Annotated in this window: 11 protein-coding genes; 10 read left to right on the top strand and 1 reads right to left on the bottom strand. The window is 62.7% G+C overall.

Annotation, left to right across the window (positions count from 1 at the left end):
* Nucleotides 1–322: 322 nt before the first annotated feature.
* On the bottom strand, nucleotides 323–2,299 hold the full coding sequence (gene prpR, locus GWC77_RS04590; protein ID WP_173255671.1) for a propionate catabolism operon regulatory protein PrpR: 1,977 nt from the start codon (nucleotides 2,297–2,299) through the stop codon (nucleotides 323–325).
* 210 nt (nucleotides 2,300–2,509) lie between these two features.
* Between prpR and prpB the strand changes: the two genes are divergently transcribed.
* From prpB to GWC77_RS04640, 10 genes are all read left to right on the top strand, one after another.
* On the top strand, nucleotides 2,510–3,427 hold the full coding sequence (gene prpB, locus GWC77_RS04595) for a methylisocitrate lyase (RefSeq protein WP_173255743.1): 918 nt from the start codon (nucleotides 2,510–2,512) through the stop codon (nucleotides 3,425–3,427).
* Complete coding sequence (prpC, locus tag GWC77_RS04600; protein WP_173255672.1) at nucleotides 3,424–4,593, top strand: 2-methylcitrate synthase; 1,170 nt, start codon at nucleotides 3,424–3,426, stop codon at nucleotides 4,591–4,593. Before prpB ends, prpC begins: the two co-directional genes overlap by 4 nt.
* Complete coding sequence (gene acnD / locus GWC77_RS04605; protein WP_173255673.1) at nucleotides 4,590–7,190, top strand: Fe/S-dependent 2-methylisocitrate dehydratase AcnD; 2,601 nt, start codon at nucleotides 4,590–4,592, stop codon at nucleotides 7,188–7,190. The genes prpC and acnD overlap by 4 nt, the downstream gene beginning before the upstream one ends.
* 79 nt (nucleotides 7,191–7,269) lie before the next feature.
* Nucleotides 7,270–8,457 carry a 2-methylaconitate cis-trans isomerase PrpF gene (gene prpF / locus GWC77_RS04610; RefSeq protein WP_173255674.1) on the top strand — a complete coding sequence of 396 codons (1,188 nt, stop codon included), beginning with the start codon at nucleotides 7,270–7,272 and terminating at the stop codon, nucleotides 8,455–8,457.
* A gap of 1,144 nt (nucleotides 8,458–9,601) precedes the next feature.
* Nucleotides 9,602–10,315, top strand: a complete 714-nt coding sequence (locus tag GWC77_RS04615) for a hypothetical protein (protein WP_173255675.1) — start codon at nucleotides 9,602–9,604, stop codon at nucleotides 10,313–10,315.
* 295 nt (nucleotides 10,316–10,610) lie between these two features.
* The gene (locus GWC77_RS04620; RefSeq protein WP_173255676.1) at nucleotides 10,611–12,257 is read left to right on the top strand and encodes a DMT family protein; all 1,647 of its coding nucleotides are present in this window, start codon (nucleotides 10,611–10,613) and stop codon (nucleotides 12,255–12,257) included.
* A 233-nt stretch (nucleotides 12,258–12,490) separates the two neighbouring features.
* Nucleotides 12,491–13,027: a GNAT family N-acetyltransferase gene (locus tag GWC77_RS04625; RefSeq protein ID WP_173255677.1), complete on the top strand. Its 537-nt coding sequence runs from the start codon at nucleotides 12,491–12,493 to the stop codon at nucleotides 13,025–13,027.
* 37 nt (nucleotides 13,028–13,064) lie between these two features.
* The gene (locus GWC77_RS04630; protein ID WP_173255678.1) at nucleotides 13,065–14,474 is read left to right on the top strand and encodes a hypothetical protein; all 1,410 of its coding nucleotides are present in this window, start codon (nucleotides 13,065–13,067) and stop codon (nucleotides 14,472–14,474) included.
* A gap of 453 nt (nucleotides 14,475–14,927) precedes the next feature.
* A complete protein-coding gene (locus tag GWC77_RS04635) occupies nucleotides 14,928–15,848 on the top strand; it encodes a LuxR family transcriptional regulator (protein ID WP_173255679.1) in 921 nt (306 codons plus the stop codon).
* A 176-nt stretch (nucleotides 15,849–16,024) separates the two neighbouring features.
* Nucleotides 16,025–19,279, top strand: a complete 3,255-nt coding sequence (locus GWC77_RS04640) for a hypothetical protein (protein WP_173255680.1) — start codon at nucleotides 16,025–16,027, stop codon at nucleotides 19,277–19,279.
* Nucleotides 19,280–19,349: the final 70 nt, after the last annotated feature.

The raw sequence follows: 19,349 nt of genomic DNA on the forward strand, positions 1-19,349 counted from the left end.
AACCTTTGTTGCCGTTTTTCGCGGATTCCGGAATTGAAAAATGCGTTGCATTCGGGGGAAAACGTTTGCGAAACCATTGTTTGCAAAAATCGCCCGTTTGCTTTGCGTCGCATGCCATGGGAGTGCCTCCAGCCTGCCGTGCGGGCGCTGAAGCGAGTGCACGACAACGTTTGCGCACGCAATTCGAATAGCACGAATTACCGATTTTCAATTGCGGGTCGGACGGACTTTTTTGCAAATCCGCGGTTTAAATAGTCCGATTCGTCAACCGGGACGACATTCATCGCTGACCGCCTGATCGGCAGCGCGTCACCGGCCCGGATCAGCCGGCCGAACCCTCCCCGCGCCGGACCGCGCCGAGCTTGCGCCAGAGCGTCGTCTTGCTGATGCCGAGCATTGCGCAGGCGGCTTCGCGATCGCCGCCGCACGCCGCGAGCGCGGCTCGAATCTCGTCCGCTTCGATATGGCGGCTGCGCTCCCGCAGCGTCCGGGCTTCGACTTCGCCCCGGCTCTCTCTCACGAACAATTCGGGCACGATGGCCCGCATCGCCTCGCTCGCGAGCGGCTCGAGCACGGCGTCCGAGCCGTCCGCGTCAGCCAGCTCCACAGCAATCCGTTCGACCACGTTTTGCAGCTCGCGGACGTTTCCTGGCCAGCCGTAGCGGCGCAGCGATTCCCCGATGTCGGCAATCAAGCGCTCGGCCGCTTCCATGCCCCGAACGCGATTCGCGAGCCGGGGCTCGCGCTGCGCCGCCTGCAGTAGTAGCTGCGCGGCGAGCGGCACGATGTCTTCCGTTCGCTCGCGCAATGGCGGCAGCGCGATGCTGAGAATATTGAGGCGGTAATAGAGATCCGCGCGAAATGCGCCCGTTTCGATCGCCTCGGCCAACGATCGATGAGTGGCCGCGACGATGCGGATATCGATTCGCGTTGGCTCCGTCGCACCGAGGCGCACGACCTCGCGCTCTTGCAACACACGAAGCAGTCGGCTTTGCAACGGCAACGGCATTTCCCCAATCTCATCGAGAAAAAGCGTGCCGCGATGCGCGGCTTCGATCAAGCCCGCCTTGCCGCCCTTACGGGCGCCCGTGAATGCGCCCTCCTCGTAACCGAAGAGTTCGCTCTCGAGCAGCGCTTCCGGGAATGCCCCGCAATTGATGGCGACGAACGGAAACTTGCGGCGCGCACTGAGGCGATGCATGCCCTGCGCCACCATCTCTTTACCCGTGCCGCTTTCGCCGAGCACGAGCACCGTGGCATCCGATTTCGCGTAGCGGCGCATCAGGGTGCGCACACGCTCCATCGGCTCGCTGCGCCCCACCAGATCCTCGAGTCGATAGCGCGCAGCGAATCGATGCCCGAGTTGCGCCGAACGCAGCGTCCGATCGAGCCGCTCCACGGCCCGCGATTCCTGAAATGTGAGCACGGCGCCCTGCGCTTCGCCGGCATCGGCAAGTGGCCCGCGGTGCACGACGTAGCTGACGCCGCGCAGGGTCAACAATGCATCGCCATGTGCGTCCGGCAGCGCAGCGACGACATCTGGCGCCAGCGTCGCCAGCGGCTGGCCCACCGCGAGCGCGGGATCGACGCCCAGCGCCGCCGCCAACGGCCGGTTGATCGCTTCGACTCGCCCCTGGGCATCGAGAGCCACCACGCCATCGCGAAGGTGTTGCAGCAGGTTATCGATATGTTGGCGGCGCCGGGCTTCGCCGCGCGTGGCCTGCGCCACTTCGAGCGCCGTATCGAAGGCCGCGCGCACCGAAGCGTGCGAGTAGAGAAAAACCGCCCCCATTCCCGCCGCGGCGGCCAGGTCAGTCACGAGACCCGGACCCACGACCACCTCGACGCCTTGCTCGCGCAACTCGAGCACGCACGCCTGGGCATCTTGCGCCGACCGGTACGACGAAAAGACGATGTCGAGTCCGAACGCCGTGACGAAGTTGCGAATCTCGGGCGGCGTCTCGCCTGGACTCACGAGCGCAACCGAGGCCGATTGCCACCGCGCGCGCGACAGCGAATGCATGATGTCGAGTCCCGTCGGACCGATTTGCACCACCGACACGGGAACGCGCGTCTTCAAATAGGCGGCGTTGGAGCCGCCGGCCACGACGACATCCGGACGGCGCGAACCGGCCTCGCGCACCTCGCGCACCGCGTCGTCATAGGCACTAGCGATGACACGGACCTCGGCACGCGCCTCATATTCGCCGACGATCTCGAAGAAAAGTTCGCGCAGTCGGCTGATACCGAACGCCCAGATGACGGGCCGTGGCGAAAGATCGGGTGGAAAATGGCTCAATGCGGATCCCGCTCGAAGTCAACGGAAGGAGAGTACGGCGTATTATATCCGCCATCGTCATATTTGAAATCGATGATTTCAAATATGAAACGCTACGCGCACAGACTAGAGACGACTTTCTCGCATAATCAGCAACTTACGCAAGACAACGCATCCTGGCCCGCACCTTGCGTTGCAGGCAACGGATCATACGGAGCGATTCAATTGAACATAACCTCACAGCAATCGACGAGCGCAGGCGCGCGATTTCGCGTTGCCGTTGCGGCCGAGGGCCCGCTGCAGGTCGTCGGCGCGATCACGGCCTACGCGGCGAAGATGGCCGAAGCCGTCGGCTTCAAAGCCGTTTATCTTTCGGGCGGTGGCGTCGCGGCCAACTCGCTCGGCATGCCCGATCTCGGCATCAGCACCATGGACGACGTGCTCATCGATGCACGCCGCATCACCGACGCATGCTCGCTGCCGCTTCTCGTCGATATCGACACGGGCTGGGGCGGCGCATTCAACATCGCGCGCACCGTGCGCTCGTTCATCAAAGCCGGCGTGGCGGCCGTGCACATCGAAGACCAGGTTGGGCAAAAGCGCTGCGGCCATCGCCCCGGCAAGGAATGCGTGCCGGCCGCGGAGATGGTCGATCGCGTCAAGGCGGCGGTCGATGCGCGCACGGACGACGCGTTCGTCATCATGGCTCGCACCGATGCGGCCGCGTCCGAAGGGCTCGACGCAGCGATCGAACGCGCCGTGGCCTATGTCGAAGCCGGCGCCGATATGATCTTCCCCGAAGCAATGAAAACGCTCGACGACTACCGGCGTTTCAAGGAAGCGGTCAAGGTACCGATTCTCGCCAACCTGACCGAGTTCGGTTCCACGCCGCTTTTCACGACGGATGAGTTGAGGGCGGCCAACGTCGACATCGCGCTCTACTGCTGCGGAGCCTATCGGGCGATGAACGCGGCCGCCCTCAACTTCTATGAAACGGTCATGCGCGACGGCACGCAAAAAGCGGCCGTCCCGACGATGCAAACACGCGCGGATCTTTATCACTATCTCGGCTATCACGCGTACGAGGAGAAGCTCGACGCGCTGTTCGCCGCCAGCAAGCCATCGGAGCATTCGGAGACAAAATCATGAGTGAAGCAGGCAAGGACGCGCTCGCGGCAGGTGCATTCAAGCCGAAGAAATCGGTCGCCCTGTCTGGGGTCAGCGCGGGCAGTACCGCGCTTTGCACGGTGGGCCGCACCGGCAACGACCTGCACTACCGCGGCTATGACATTCTCGATGTCGCCACGGCTTGCGAGTTCGAGGAAATCGCCCATCTGCTCGTACACGAACAATTGCCGACGCGCTCGGAGCTCGCGGCCTACAAGCGCAAGCTCAAGGCGCTGCGCGGTCTGCCGTCAAGCGTGAAGGCCGCGCTCGAATGCGTGCCGGCCGGCGCGCATCCGATGGACGTGATGCGTACGGGCGTATCGGTGCTCGGCACCGTGCTGCCGGAAAAGGACGACCACAGCGTAGCCGGCGCGCGCGATATTGCCGATCGCCTGATGGCTTCGCTCGGCTCGATGCTGCTCTACTGGTATCACTACTCGCACAACGGCCGACGCATCGAAGTCGAAACGGACGACGATTCGATCGGCGGTCACTTCCTGCATCTGCTGCACGGCAAGCCCCCGAGCCCGTCGTGGGTGCGGGCGATGCACACTTCGCTGATTCTCTACGCCGAGCACGAATTCAACGCGTCCACATTTGCGGGCCGCGTGATTGCCGGCACGGGGTCGGATATGTACTCGGCCATTACCGGCGCGATCGGCGCGCTGCGGGGGCCGAAACACGGTGGCGCAAACGAGGCGGCGTTCGAGATCCAATCGCGCTACAGCACGCCCGACGAAGCCGAAGCCGATATCCGCCGCCGCGTGGAGGCCAAGGAAGTCGTGATCGGCTTCGGACATCCGGTCTATACCCTCTCCGATCCGCGCAACAAAGTCATCAAAGAGGTGGCGAAACAGCTCTCGCAGGAAGCCGGCGACACGAAACTCTTCGATATCGCGGAGCGGCTCGAACAAGTGATGTGGGACGCGAAAAAGATGTTCCCGAATCTCGATTGGTTCAGCGCCGTCTCGTATCACATGATGGGCGTCCCCACGGCGATGTTCACGCCGGTCTTCGTGATTTCCCGTACCTCCGGCTGGAGCGCGCATGTGATCGAGCAACGGATCGACAACAAGATCATCCGGCCCAGCGCCAATTACACCGGTCCGGAAAACCTCAAATTCGTGCCGATCGAACAACGCCGATGAATACCGCCTATCGCAAACCGTTACCCGGCACCGGTCTCGACTACTTCGACGCGCGCGCCGCCGTCGACGCGCTCGTGCCCGGCGCCTACGACACGCTGCCCTACACGTCGCGCGTACTCGCCGAGAATCTCGTGCGCCGGTGTGAGCCCGCGCTGCTCGAAGCCGCGCTTACGCAGCTGATCGAACGCAAGCGCGAGATCGATTTCCCCTGGTTTCCGGCACGAGTCGTCTGCCACGATATCCTCGGTCAAACCGCGCTCGTCGATCTCGCGGGCCTGCGCGATGCCATCGCGGCCCGCGGCGGCGACCCGGCCATGATCAATCCGGTGGTGCCGACGCAACTCGTCGTAGATCATTCGCTCGCCGTCGAATGCGGTGGCTACGACCCCGATGCATTCGCGAAGAACCGCGCCATCGAGGACCGCCGCAACGAAGACCGGTTCCATTTCATCGACTGGACGAAACGAGCCTTTCGCAACGTCGATGTGATTCCGCCGGGCAACGGCATCCTGCATCAAATCAATCTCGAGCGTATGAGCCCCGTGGTGCAGGTGCGCGACGGCGTGGCGTTTCCCGACACGCTCGTCGGCACGGATTCGCACACGCCGATGGTCGATGCGCTCGGCGTCATCGCCGTCGGTGTGGGCGGGCTCGAGGCCGAAAGCGTCATGCTGGGGCGCGCTTCGTGGATGCGTCTGCCCGATATCGTCGGCGTCGAGCTGACGGGCGCGCGGCAACCCGGCATCACAGCGACCGATATCGTGCTGGCGTTGACCGAGTTCCTGCGCCAGCAGAAGGTCGTGTCGGCTTACCTGGAGTTCTACGGCGAGGGCGCATCGCGCCTCACGCTCGGGGATCGCGCGACGATTTCGAATATGGCGCCCGAGTACGGCGCAACGGCCGCGATGTTCCATATCGACGATCAAACGATCCGCTACCTCAAGCTGACGGGCCGCGACGAAGCGCTCGTGGCACTCGTCGAAACCTACGCGAAAACGACGGGCCTGTGGGCCGACAGCCTGGGAAGCGCGGTCTACGAGCGCACGCTCAGATTCGACCTCTCGAGCGTCACCCGCAATATCGCCGGACCGTCGAATCCGCACAACCGTGTGCCGACCGCCGAGCTCGCCGCACGTGGCATCGCCGGCAAGGTGGACGACGCGCCCGGCGCGATGCCGGACGGCGCCGTCATCATCGCGGCCATCACGAGCTGCACGAACACCAACAATCCACGCAACATGATCGCGGCGGGGCTCGTTGCACGGAATGCGAACCGGCTCGGACTGCTGCGCAAACCGTGGGTGAAGACGTCGCTCGCGCCAGGATCGAAGGCCGTGACGCTCTACCTCGAAGCGGCAGGCCTGCTACCCGAGCTCGAACGCCTCGGCTTCGGCGTCGTGGCCTACGCATGCACGTCGTGCAACGGCATGTCGGGGGCGCTCGATCCGGCGATCCAACACGAGATCGTCGAACGCGACCTCTTTGCCACGGCCGTGCTTTCGGGCAACCGCAACTTCGACGGCCGCATTCATCCGTATGCGAAACAGGCGTTCCTTGCTTCGCCTCCGCTCGTCGTGGCCTATGCCATTGCCGGCACGATTCGCTTCGATATCGAAAACGACGCGCTGGGCGTCACACCCGACGGCCGGCGCGTGACGTTGCGAGATCTGTGGCCGAGCGACGAGGAAATCGATGCACTGGTTTCATCGAGCGTGAAGCCCGAGCATTTTCGTCAGGTGTACGAACCGATGTTCGCACTCTCGGTGGAATCGAACGACGCGACCGATCCGCTTTACGACTGGCGCCCCGACAGTACCTACATCCGGCGCCCGCCATATTGGGAAGGCGCGCTGGCCGGCGAGCGCACACTCGCGGGCATGCGGCCCCTCGCCGTATTGGGCGACAACATCACGACGGACCACCTCTCGCCGTCCAATGCAATTCTGCCGACGAGCGCGGCAGGCCAGTATCTGGCCAAAATGGGCCTGCCCGAAGAGGACTTCAATTCGTACGCGACTCACCGCGGCGATCACCTGACGGCACAACGCGCCACATTCGCCAATCCGACGCTGCGCAACGAGATGGTCGTCGAAGGCGGGAAGGTCAAAGCGGGCTCGCTCGCTCGCATCGAGCCCGAGGGCAAGGTGACGCGCATGTGGGAGGCCATCGAAACCTACATGGCGCGCAAACAACCGCTGATCGTCATCGCGGGCGCCGATTACGGACAAGGATCGTCGCGCGACTGGGCCGCGAAGGGCGTGCGTCTGGCCGGTGTCGAGGCGATCGTTGCGGAGGGATTCGAGCGCATTCACCGTACCAACCTCGTTGGCATGGGCGTGCTGCCGCTCGAATTCAAGCCCGGTGTCAATCGCAACACGCTCGCCATCGACGGCACGGAAACCTTCGATGTGATCGGCGAGCGCACGCCGCGCAGCGATGTGACGCTCGTCATCCATCGCAGGAACGGCGAGCGCGTAGCCGTTCCGGTGACGTGCCGGCTCGATACGGCCGAGGAAGTCTCCATCTACGAAGCAGGCGGCGTGCTGCAGCGTTTCGCGCAGGATTTTCTCGAATCGGCAACGGCGGCGCCGCTCTGATCGAGAGATCGATGCAGTGCTGTGGGCGGTACCGGCCGGACAAGCCGGTACCGTCGATTCTTCCAGGACACCCTCATTCATGACTCACGCACCGCAGATCAAGATTGCCGCGACCTATATGCGCGGCGGCACGAGCAAGGGCGTATTTTTCCGTTTGCAGGATTTGCCCGAAGCCGCGCGCGTTCCCGGCCCAAATCGGGACGCGTTGCTCATGCGCGTGATCGGCAGCCCCGACCCCTACGGCAAGCAGATCGATGGCATGGGCGGAGCCACATCGAGCACGAGCAAAGCCGTCATCGTGTCGAAGAGCGCCCGCGCGGATCACGATGTCGATTACCTCTTCGGGCAAGTTTCGATCGATCGGCCTTTCGTCGATTGGAGCGGCAACTGCGGCAATCTTTCCGCAGCCGTCGGTCCGTTTGCAATCGCGAGCGGGCTGCTCGATGCGCAGCGCATTGCGCGCGATGGGGTGACGACGGTACGCATCTGGCAGGCGAACATCGGCAAGACCATCGTCGCTCACGTACCGATGACCGGCGGCCATGTACAGGAGACAGGCGCATTCGAATTGGATGGCGTGACTTTTCCCGCTGCCGAAATCCAGCTTGAATTCATCGATCCGGCAGCCGACGAAGACGGCGCGGGCGGCGCGATGTTTCCGACGGGGAACGTGGTCGACGATCTCGACGTGCCAGGCCTCGGCACGTTGAAAGCGACGATGATCAACGCCGGCATTCCGACTGTATTCGTCGACGCCGCCGCAATCGGTTACACGGGCACAGAATTGCAGGACGCCGTCAACGCGGATGCCAAGGCGCTCGCGATGTTCGAGTCGATTCGCGCGCAGGGAGCGTGGCGCATGGGGCTCATCGCAACGCCCGAGGAGATTGCGAGCCGCCAACATACGCCGAAGGTTGCGTTCGTGGCCAAGCCGGCGGATTACGTTGCATCGAGCGGCAAGCGCGTGGCGGCGAGCGAAATCGATTTGCTCGTGCGAGCGATGTCGATGGGCAAGCTGCACCACGCGATGATGGGCACCGCCGCGGTGGCCATCGCGACGGCGGCGGCGATTCCCGGCACGCTCGTCAATCTCGCGGCCGGCGGCGGCGAGCGTGAGATGGTGCGCTTCGGCCATCCGTCGGGCACGCTGCGCGTGGGCGCGCAGGCAAGCCGCCGAAACGGCGAATGGACCGTGACGAAGGCGGTCATGAGCCGCAGTGCACGCGTGTTGATGGAAGGATGGGTGCGCGTGCCCGAACAAGCGTAGGCGGGTTTTTGTCTGCGGTTTGCGTGCATTCGCGCGGCGCGGCGCCCGGCCTCGCTCGCTTCGGTTCGGGGCACATCTATTCGCGCTACGAATCGCGGGGGTGACGACAGGCATCGACAATGTCTCCTCCTCCACTTTCGTGCAGGCAAACCGTGTCCATCGCCCTCCCCCCATCCACATGCGTTGCCCCAGGCTCCGCGGGCTGCGTCCGGCCCGCCACAAGTCGCGCGGCAGAGCCGGTAATCCATACGCTCCCCCCGCAGCATCCGGGCGCGGCGATCAGCGGATTGCGTGCTCTCGGACAACCGCGCATCCGCGCGAGCGCAGATGCCGCGGACGTGCCTCGCCCGATGGTCGTGTACAGCACCACGTCGGAAGGGGGCACGTCTGACGCATACAACCGGCCGCCGTATGGCCCGGAGATTCGGGCAAGAGCCGTTCGAGAACTGCTGGACAAAGAAGGCGCCGTGTCGCGAGAAGCGCTGCGAGCCAAAGAACAAGAAATCCATGACAGGCTAAGCAAAAACGATCCGAGGGCAGAGTTTGCGACGCACTTGCCCGAAGCTGTCGGAACGACATTGCCCGTTTCGGTACCGCGCGCCATTGCCAACGCGCTGCATTCGGGAATCGAGGGCGCGCGGCGTGTCGCGCAGCAGGCTCGATTCGCCCCTCGTGCGGCATGGGCAGTTTGATCGGATAGATCGCTGCGCGATGGGGCACATTCCGAAATTTCTCATCGCGCGTGTTCGATCCGTACCGCTAGCATGAAGACCGTTATAGCCGGAGACCGACGATGGCAACGGTAGAGCGTTCGTTACGAAGACTGGTCGAGAAATGGCTCGGTCCGGTGGATCTCACTCGGGTGAGTGTCCGCCAGGTGCCCTCCCGCACGCCGCGACCGAGCCGCTGCGTGCGCGTGCAAGCAGATCGTCCGTCGGGGACCGTGACGCTGCTGCTGTTTCGCCATCCCGATGGCAACTGGCATGTCTTTCCTCCGCAGCCGGCACGGCCAGCGATGAACGCGTGGAGTCGTTCAGCATAAAGCGGCGGTTCGTTCGTACTGCCGCATCGTTGTTCGTTCCAACGCATCGGGTCTCTCTTTCCCCGACATACGATCGAGGCCATTCCAAAACAGGAGGCTTCGATGTCGATTTCCGCTGCTGGTGGCGCCGACGGCTCGCAATCGCGCAACGTCCCCCCACATCGTTCCGCACCGCCTACTTCGTCCGCAGATGGCTCAGCCGCATCGCCGCCCCCCAGCGCGAGCCAACCTGCTCTGGGCGAACTTGCAGCGCGCTCGAGCCGCGCATCCAAGAGAAACATAACCATCGACGGGGAGACGTGGGACGTTGCGGTGCGCGCCGGCCAATGGACGATTGCGACGCAGACAGATCCCGATACGACAGCGGAAATCGACGAGGTCAGCCGTTACCGCATCGTCAATCTTGGTGAGGGCGGCAACCGCCGTTTCTATGAAATCCGATCGGGCGATGTCTATAAAGAACCGATCTTGAACCCCGAGCCCGAGAAGGCATTGCCAGTACCCGCGGACGTCGAATATGTGCACGCTACAACGGGCGAATCGATGCGGCTTGCCGAGCGCATCGCCGGCATCATCCTAAGAGACGGCGGCGGCAGGACCATCGGTCGCTTCAGCATCACAAACGCGGAATCGAAGAACATCCAATTGGCGCTCGGCAATAACGGCCGCCTCGAAGTCGACGGCCAGGTTTTTCACCTGCAATCGATTCTCATGCCGGACGCAAACCGTATTCGAAACTATGACGCATTTTTCGGCACCGAACCGCCTGACGATGGAAAAGTGAAAGTGTGGGAAAAGGGCTATTTGCCGATTTGAGGGCTCGATTTGCACTTTCAATTGCGCGCGTAGAACCGTATCGAGGCCACGCACCGACATCTTCCAATAAGAGACTACCCAAGCTTCGGCTATGCAAATCGACCCATCGATGCCCGGTCCGCAAGACCCGGTGCCACCGCCCCCGAAAAAGCATTCGCACACCGGCGACGACGCCCAGCCAGTTGCCCGCAGGCGTGCCAAAGGTTCCGGAGAACTGCACGGTCTGCCCGAAGCGGATTCCGAGGGCAAGACACGACGCCGACGGCGATCGCTCTTCAAAACGCCGTCACGCCAGATGCCATCGCCCGACTCCGCGAGTCCGGACGCGGGCGCATCGAAGAAGGAAATCGTTCGCGCGGTGGACGGTGCGAAATCCGAGCAGGTGCAGCCGAACCCTGTGGAGGCGCTCAACGCCAGCCTCCCGCAAATCGAAGTCGCACTGTCTCAGCTGCGGCGCTCGCTGCCGCCCGAGTTCGAAAGAATGTTCGATCTCGGCGCTATCGACACCATGAACGATTTTCTCGGTGGCAGCGACAAGCTGCTGGAGACTCTCGAGCAGGCCGGGCTGCTCGAAGCGCTGATGGAAGCCATAGGTCCCGAGGACGCCGAACCCGCGCAAGCAAACGCTGAGGAGTCCGAACAACGCAGCAGGTTGCGGCGCGCAATCGCTTCGCCGTACGTTCCGGTGATCTCACTGGCTATCGTTGCCACTCTGCTCAAGACCGCCGCATGGTATGGGCTGCCGTCGGTATCGGATAACACGGTCCTCGCGTCCATCGGCCTGGGAGCGTTGTCGCACCCCGTTCTCAGAAAGGTCGTGGCGACCGCGGCGAAGATCGTTGGCAGTTGGCTGATCGCGCTGACCGAGTACATTCCGTTCACCACGGCAACCTCCATTGCGGACCAGAACGACATCAATCTGGCCAAATTCCGCGGGATTCTCCAACCGATCGATCTCGGCGCCTTTCTCGGTGCCGCCGCGGTGCTCGATCACGAAATGATCGGGCCGCACCATTACATCGGCTTTGCCATCGTCATCGCCGGTTCCACCCTTGCCAACTGGCCCGACAAAGAGTTGCCACCGCTCGAGCGCATGCTGCGCGACGCGGCCAAGCCCGATTCGGCGATGTCCAAGGCGCTCGCATCGATTCGCGAACATACGCCCATCTTGAAGAACAAGGACCCGCGCGAATCGCGCAGCCAATTGCGCACTCGGCAGTCCGAAGCACTCGCGCTCGCCCAGTATTTGAATGAGGATGTCACTGCTCAACTCAAATCGCTGGAAAGCAGTTTGCAACGCGCGCTCGCCTCGCGCGAACTCGCGGTCGCTGACGGCGCGGATAGCGAGCCGACAGAACTCGAAGCCGAACTCGGCAAGCAATTGAGAAAAGTCCAGAAGATGTTGACGGCCGCTCCCCGGCTCTCGGAGCAATTGGAAGACCTGGCCGGGGTGGCCGGTGAGCAATCGGAACAGAAAGCCAAGCGGATGAAGACCATCTTCACTCGCGCATGGTGGATCGCCCAGGGCGCGGCCGCCACCGCGGCGGTCGTCTTCATGTTGAAGGACGACCCGATGGCCGCGGCGCTGAGCCTGTCGGCAGGCGCCACCGGCATCAAAACGCTCGCCTGGTTCAAGCATACGACCAAGAAGGACGAAGAACTCCTGCCCGAGAAGCTGACACCGACGGATCCAAAGCGGCTCGAACTCGCGTACAAGATCGCCCGCGTGCTATATAGCTGGCGCTACGCGTTCTTCGAGTACATCGAATTGACTATCGCCAATGGCGAGGCGGATGTCGTTCCCGTGCGCGGGGCGATCGAAGGTACCGACGCGGTCTGGACAATGGCGTTCCTGTCGATGGTGAAAGGTGCCGAAGTGAAGTTGAAACAGCTTTCGGGCCTGCTGTTGGCCGCGTTCGGCATCTGGATCGCCACCCGATGACGCCGCCCTTGCGCCTCGCGTCGCGCCGCCGCGCGCCCGAGGACCGGGTGCCCATGCTATGCGCATGGGCGTGACATACACCGAACGTTCGTCCACGCTTCGGTTCGCGCCTCAGCACATAAATTCGCTCGCGCGGTGAGCTTTTGCAGCCTTCGGACTATCTTGCGTTGCTCATGCTCGGTGCTTTGCCGCACCGCAAGACAGGCTAGTCCACGTAGCAGATGAGGAGAACGATGGAGCTTCGCCGCGCCAACTTGTCCGATGAAACACCGGTTCGCGCACTCGTCGATGCCGCCTACTCGCGCTGGATACCCATTGTCGGCGCGCGACCCGAGCCGATGCTGCGCGATTACGCCGCCGTGCTGCGTCACCACGAGGTGTGGGTGCATCGCGCGCCGGAAGGCCGGATCGATGCCATGCTCGAACTCATCGAGGCGCCCGATCATCTGCATATCGCCAATCTTGCGGTATCGCCCGAGCGACAAGGCCGGGGGCTCGGCAGCGCCCTGTTGCGGTTTGCGGAAAGTCGGGCGCGGCGCTTGCAGATTTTCAAGCTGCATCTTTGTTTGAACCGCGAAATGACGGCAAATCAGCGTCTTTACGAGCGGCACGGCTTTACACCGTCGCATGTAAGTCAGATCGACGGGCTGGAAATCGTTTTCATGGCCAAATCTCTCCTCACAGCAGGGACGGATCGCATCCGATCGGGATTTGCGCTCGAATCGCCATCGGTTCGCTCCGCGGCATTTGGTCGCTCGGGCACGGTGTAAAGTTCTACTACCCACTTAGGCAGCAGGCGACGCAATCATGAAGCCCATCACCGGCAACGTTGGCAATATCGACGGAACGCAAATCGGCGAGGCCGCGGCGGATGCCAAGAAGGCCCCGGCACAACACTCGCCGACCGCTCAGTCGCTCCGCGGCTCGCCGCTTACGGAAATCGCCGGGAGCCAAAAACCGGGGCGCACGCCTGAAGCTGGACGCGCAGATACCACGCGTGCGGGCGCATTCAGATATGTCAATGCCGCATCGGACAAGACCGCTGGCACCGCAACCGCCGCGGGGCTACTGCTGGCGGCATCGACAGTGCGCAATCTCGATAATCTGCGAGAACTGATCTCCAACCTCGTCGCCTCAGCCAAAGCGAGTGCGGCTGCGCAATCCGGACCGTCGCTCGAAGCGCATTGTCAAGTGTTCGAAAAAGCGGCCGACCGGGTGGTCCATTGGAAATCGTGGGACCAGCAGTTGGCCGGGCTGCGCGAGCTGAGGCTGGCATTCCGCGAACTGCCGCCCGAGGTTGGGCAAACGCGGCTCGGTTCGGCAATCAACGCCGCCCATGAGAAAGCGATCAATTCGCGTGCAACTTACCTCGCCAATCAGATCGAATCGGCGGAGGACCTCCAGCAGGTGTTGGGCACGCCGCTGCTCGGTCAGGACAACAGTTGGCCCGATTCGCTGCGCGATCTCGCCCATGCCGCGTTTCTCGAGGCGGTTGTGGACCGCCTCAAGACACTCCCTCCCAATCAAGTCGGCGAATGGCATCAGGTTCTTTCGGAAGCAATCGTCTCGTCGCCGCCATGGGTGGCTTATAGCGCGGACGAGAAGCTCATGCAGCTTGAAGCCCACGACCTGCTGCCCCCGGATGTCAGAGCGGCGTTCGAAGCCGGTGAGCGACTCGAGCAGACCGCCGGATCGGTTCGCGATATTGCAGACCTGCACGCACTGCTTGCCGAGCCAGGGGTCCTCGGATTCGAGATGCCGGACGATCTGCTCGGGCTCGTTCGCTCAGAGCACGACGGCAATTTGGGCCTTCAGGCCCGACGGCGGCCGGAGCCGTTGGCGGTGGCGGCCACGCTGGTTGGAAGCTTCAAGTCGCAGGAGGCGAACCATCAGGCATTTGACGAGATTTTTGCCAAGGTCGACAGCATCGAACCGCCAGGTCATCGTATCGCATCGCTCTTGGCCCTCGCCGGAGCCGCGAGCCGGCTCGGCGACGACCCCGTGCGTGGGCAGGCGTACGCCCGCGTCTTGAACAACGCGCGAACGCTGCGCGAGAAGCAGCAAATCACTTCTCAGCAATATGCGTTGGTGCGCGATGCGCTGCATCGGGCCGTCCAAACGCGTCAGGACGACGATGCGGGGCCCGCGGAACAATCGGTGCTGGACGCGCTGCGTCAAGACGCCGGCGCCCGATCCCGCTACGGCCTCGCCGCCTGAAGCATTCGAAGATCGAATCCGCCCGCCATCCCAGGCGGGCGGTATCCACCGCTCGAAAAGAATCGAGTGATGGACATAATAAACACAACAAGCCAATTAAAATCCCGCCATTTCTCGAAAGCCATTTTTACGGGGCCCCGGGTTTTTCGTTAAATCGAAGCAAGCTTCGCAAAAATACAATCAAGAACACATCCGTGTCATAAAGTTGAATCCAGGAAAACGGATCGTTTCCACGCCTCATTCGTCGGTCGCATTCGTCGACTGTTTTCATCGAGCACTCAATGGGCAAGCGGGTATGTTTCCCGGTCTCTTCGAAATCGGTGGCTGGAGCGCCAGAGCATTCGAGGCAAACGGGAAATTTGTCGGACAGGCATCCCACGACTACGAAATATCATAGTCCGAGCCCTTTCATTGCCCGCTAAATTAGCGTCTGGGCGCGGTAAGGAGGAGAGTTTGAGAACCAGCAAGAACATCCAGCACAGCCTGCTGATGTTGGATCGCAGTCAGCGTTGCCTGCCCGAATTCGTCGAGCGTTCCTCGAACGCCGGCCGATCCGCCATTGTCGACGCGCTATCGGCTGCGACTGGCCCTGACCAGCGCCGGCTCGTGATTGCCGCAACCATCGGCACCATCGGCTTCGACTCGGTCTGCTATTGGCGATTTGCGCGCACGGGCGATCTGATGACCCGCGCCCTTTATGTACGCGAATTTTCCGCCCCCGAGTGGCCGGACCTCTATATCCGCGAGCGCTATATCGAGATCGATCCACGCATCGCGTTCGCATGCCAATGCGAATGGCCGTTCATCTGGGATCTGGGCACGCTCGCACAACACCCGACCGGGACGCAGACGAATATCGACCTCGTGCGTCTGCACAGCCTCGTCGACGATTGCGACCGCGCCGCCCTGCGAAGCGGAGTCACGCTCGCGCTGTCGAATCCGCGCAGTTCGTTTCAAAGCGTCATCAGCTTCAGCGCCGCGAATGCGTCGCGGCATTGGATCACCGATCGCGTGGTCGGGCAGGCTTATGCGGTCGGGCTTGCCTTGCACGAGTTCGTCCTGACACATGCCCCGTCTCTCGAAGAGAACGTGCCGGCCAAACCGATCACCCAGACGCAGCGCAGGATCCTCGGGGCGTTGACGCAGGGCCTGAGCGACAAGGAAATAGCCGATTTACTCGGGACCTCGGCGTACAACGTCGATTACCACCTGCGCCAGCTCAAGCGGCGCTATGGCGCGCAAAACCGCGTGCACCTGGCCTATCTTGCCGGATGCCGAGACGACTGGCGGCGCGACGGTAGCGGACAGCGGACCGTCGTTCGCGCCGCGGCAGCCGCCGCTTCCAACGCCGCTCAGACTTCGACCGTGGCATGAGTGTGACAGGACAGGCCCCGTTTTTCGTTTTTTAAGTCACTACATCGCATCGAGGTAAGTCACTACATTTCGCCAAACTATAGTCGGGTTTTCCGTAGAGGCCGGCCGGTCAGCATACCTAGCTGACTGCAAAGGCTCTCCGCGGGCATAACTGATCCGGTTATGGGAGAGGCGAGATGGGTTGGATAATCAATCCGATGCACGGTTTGCTGCCGCCGAACGGCGCAGAACAGTTTGCCCCCGATGCGCCACTGAGCAACAACCCGGTCCCGAACGAGCCGCTACCGCTCGCGCGGGCACCCGGCACCGTATGCGACATCCCGCGGCGCGACCGACACGATGCCGACACAGCCCACCCATCGCCGGGCACAGCGCTGCGCGAACGGATCCTCCGCCTGGCACGCCCGAACGGCAAGACCGTTTCGAACGCGTTCGGCGCGAAACGAACCGTCTCCCCCACGGCGCCCAGCCCTGACCTCACGCTCGAGGACGACGATCTGCGCACCGCGAAAGCGCCCCGCGGCCAAAAGATCGTCGACCGCCAGCGCGGACAAAACGCCCGCACGCTAGTCGGGGACGTCGACGCAAATGCGCCGGACGGCCCGGCAATCTTCGCCGACTGGGTTGCAGCGGCGACGTACATCACGAATTCGTTCACTCATGGATCGTTGAAGGAGCGCAGGCACGCCTACGATTTCGCGCAGGAAATTCTGACTACATTCGGGCACGGCGATCAGACCGAGGCACCCCATCTGAAGGCAATTCTCATGGCACGCGCGCTCGTCGCAGTGTCCGGCGGCGATCTGACGTCGGCGCGCGACGCGTTTCGTGCGACTTGCGGCAGGCCGGTCAATCCGGATGACGACACGTTGCGCCGAGCCTTTTCATTGCAATGCGAGCTGGCCCTCGACCCCAATGGCTTCGAGGCATTGCTCGAAGCGGCCCCGGGCACGATGCCGGCAATCGAGGGATTGACGAAGACCGAGCAACGCATTCATCGCGATGCTCATGTGGAAACGTTGCGCGCCGCGCGCCGCCTGATGGCCGTCTGGCCTGAGGATCGCCCGCGGCCGCGTAGCCTCGACGAGCTCCACATCATCGTCAATGGCGCTTTGCCCGACGAAGAGCGTACCCATTTTCTGTGGTTTGGCTCGACCGTGGACGAACCGGTGAAACAAGCGCTGCTGTCGCAACCGTTCGCATTGCGAGCATTTGCGGCCGGCGTCATGCTAAGACGAGACCCTCGGGCAACTCCGCCCGCCGCTTTGCGCACGGCATACTTCGCATTCCGGAACAACATCAGTGAAGCGGATCTGCCGAAAATTCAGTCGCGGACCTTCCGGATCGTCGAACAGGCGCAACTGCATACCCGCAATGCCAAAGCCGAATCGTGGTTGAAAGAAGTCGGAAGCACCCTCACCAGCGAATTCTCTCGTGGCCGCGAGAGGAAGGACACGCCGTTCGCCGCGTTCGAAATGGGTACCGCCGGCGTCTTTCTCGATCACCCTGACAAGGATTTCGGGCAGGCGCATGCGATAGATGTCGTCATCGATGCGCTGAACGAGGTCATCGTCAGCGAGCCGCCGCGCATGCCTCGCGAAATGCCCGCGCCGAAGATCGTACGCGCGGCGATTCGCGCAGCGGTACTTCGGCGCTGGAAAGAAAAGATTGCCGCGAAAGGCTGGCGCGACGATATGTCGTTCGGCCGTCTCGACCGCAAAAAAATCATGCGCGACGTGGCATCCGCGCTCAACCTGGATCCCAGGTTCGTGCTGACCCACCGCCGTGATTTCAAGGTACCGCCCCAAGTGAACGCCGTTCGCCTCGATAGCTGGGCAACCTGGGCCGGGGCCGACCGGGATCAGGTCATTTCGCGCAACCATCGCTCGCACGCGACTGTCGGCAATGCGCCGAACACGTTGGGCGAATGCCTCGACCGCATGAAGCGGATGCGCGACGACGGGCGGCGCCCACCCCGCAACGCGCAGGGAAACTTCGACCTCTTGCACGAGTTCATCGAACACATACCGCCGACCTGGGGGCTGCGCGTGAGTCTCGAACGCTCCCGCGGCATCAGCACGCTCCCAACCGCGAACTCCGGTCAGAACTATGGCACCGACGCCCTTCCGGTTTCCGGCGCACTCCTGCCTGATCTCGCCTATGTCAATGGAAGGACGAGCTTCATCGAGATCGGCTCTTCGGCGCATACGGGCCAACTGATCATAGGCAACGCGAAACGACAGAATATCAGCGCCGGCATGGGTGCCTACGTAGGTGTATCCGACGGGATGGCCGTGGCCAGCATCAACGGCGGCGTGTCGTTCGGAAGCGAAAACGTGCTCGAAAACGGCGTGGTGTTTCGCGCTCGCCTCGAGCATCTCGACGATCCGACCAACAACACCGCATGGCGCCGGACGATCCAGCATCTCGTCAAGACCATCTCGACGAGCGGGCCGAACGGCACGATGCCCGAAACGATCGAACAGATGTCGATGGCAATCGTCGACGCGTTCTATAAGGACCCGAATTTGTCGGTGAACTGGATCGAGCGCGATGTATCGACGAAGTACGCAACGGCGGGCGCCGCGGCGGGCCTGCGGATCGCCGATCCGCAAGGCAACAAGACCGGCGTCTTCATGACCGGCAGCGCCACCGCGTTTCGCTCGTCCGAGGCGCGCCGCGATACGACCGGCAACCAGACCGTCAGCACCAACGCGCGCGGGCAAGGACGAGCGGCCAACGCTTCGGCTGCCGCCGTTCTCAGTTTCGAAGCGATCGAAGCGAATCTCGGGCCCGTCGCATCGACATCGGTACCGAGCCTGCCGATGGCCGCTGTCAGTACCCCGCTCTTCAAGAAGTCGACGCACTCGGTTCTGCGAGGTTTTTACGAAGACGGCCGGATCGTCCCCGAAAAGACCTTCCTCGACACCGAATTCAGTCGTCCGAAAGACTTTCTCGCTTATGTCGATAACAACAACACGGAATGGAGCGAGGCGCTCGGTAGCCAGCGCGAACTCGACCAATTCACGACAAAGGTCAAGCTCTCCACCTTGCGAGGCAACAGACAGTGGGGAGAGCGGCGGCAATTGACGCACGAGGCCGCCGAGCGGATCAATGCACTGCTGAGCGTGCTGCGTGCCTACGAGCGCAGCACGCCGACGTTGAGCTCCAAAGACGAGAGAGTCGTCGCCTCCACCAGGCGACAGCTCACCGCCGAGCTCGAAAACCCAGCGAATTTCCGGCCGCTGCTGCTTTACGCCTACGAAAACAACTCGGTCGAAAAGACCCGCGGACTCAACTTCCTCTTTGTCGCGGCCAAGACCACATCCGTGAGCGGCGAGCGGGAGATCGCCTTCGTACGCGCGCGTCATCCTCACCCCGCAGCTACCCCGGCCCAACGAGAGGACGTAGCGACCCATCCTCCGCAATAAGGGAAGCGCTTCGGTTCATCGTCACGCAGCTGGTGCACACCTTCACTCCGGTTGAATCGTTTGCACCATT

The organism is Paraburkholderia sp. NMBU_R16 (assembly GCF_013282575.1).
GTDB lineage: Bacteria > Pseudomonadota > Gammaproteobacteria > Burkholderiales > Burkholderiaceae > Trinickia.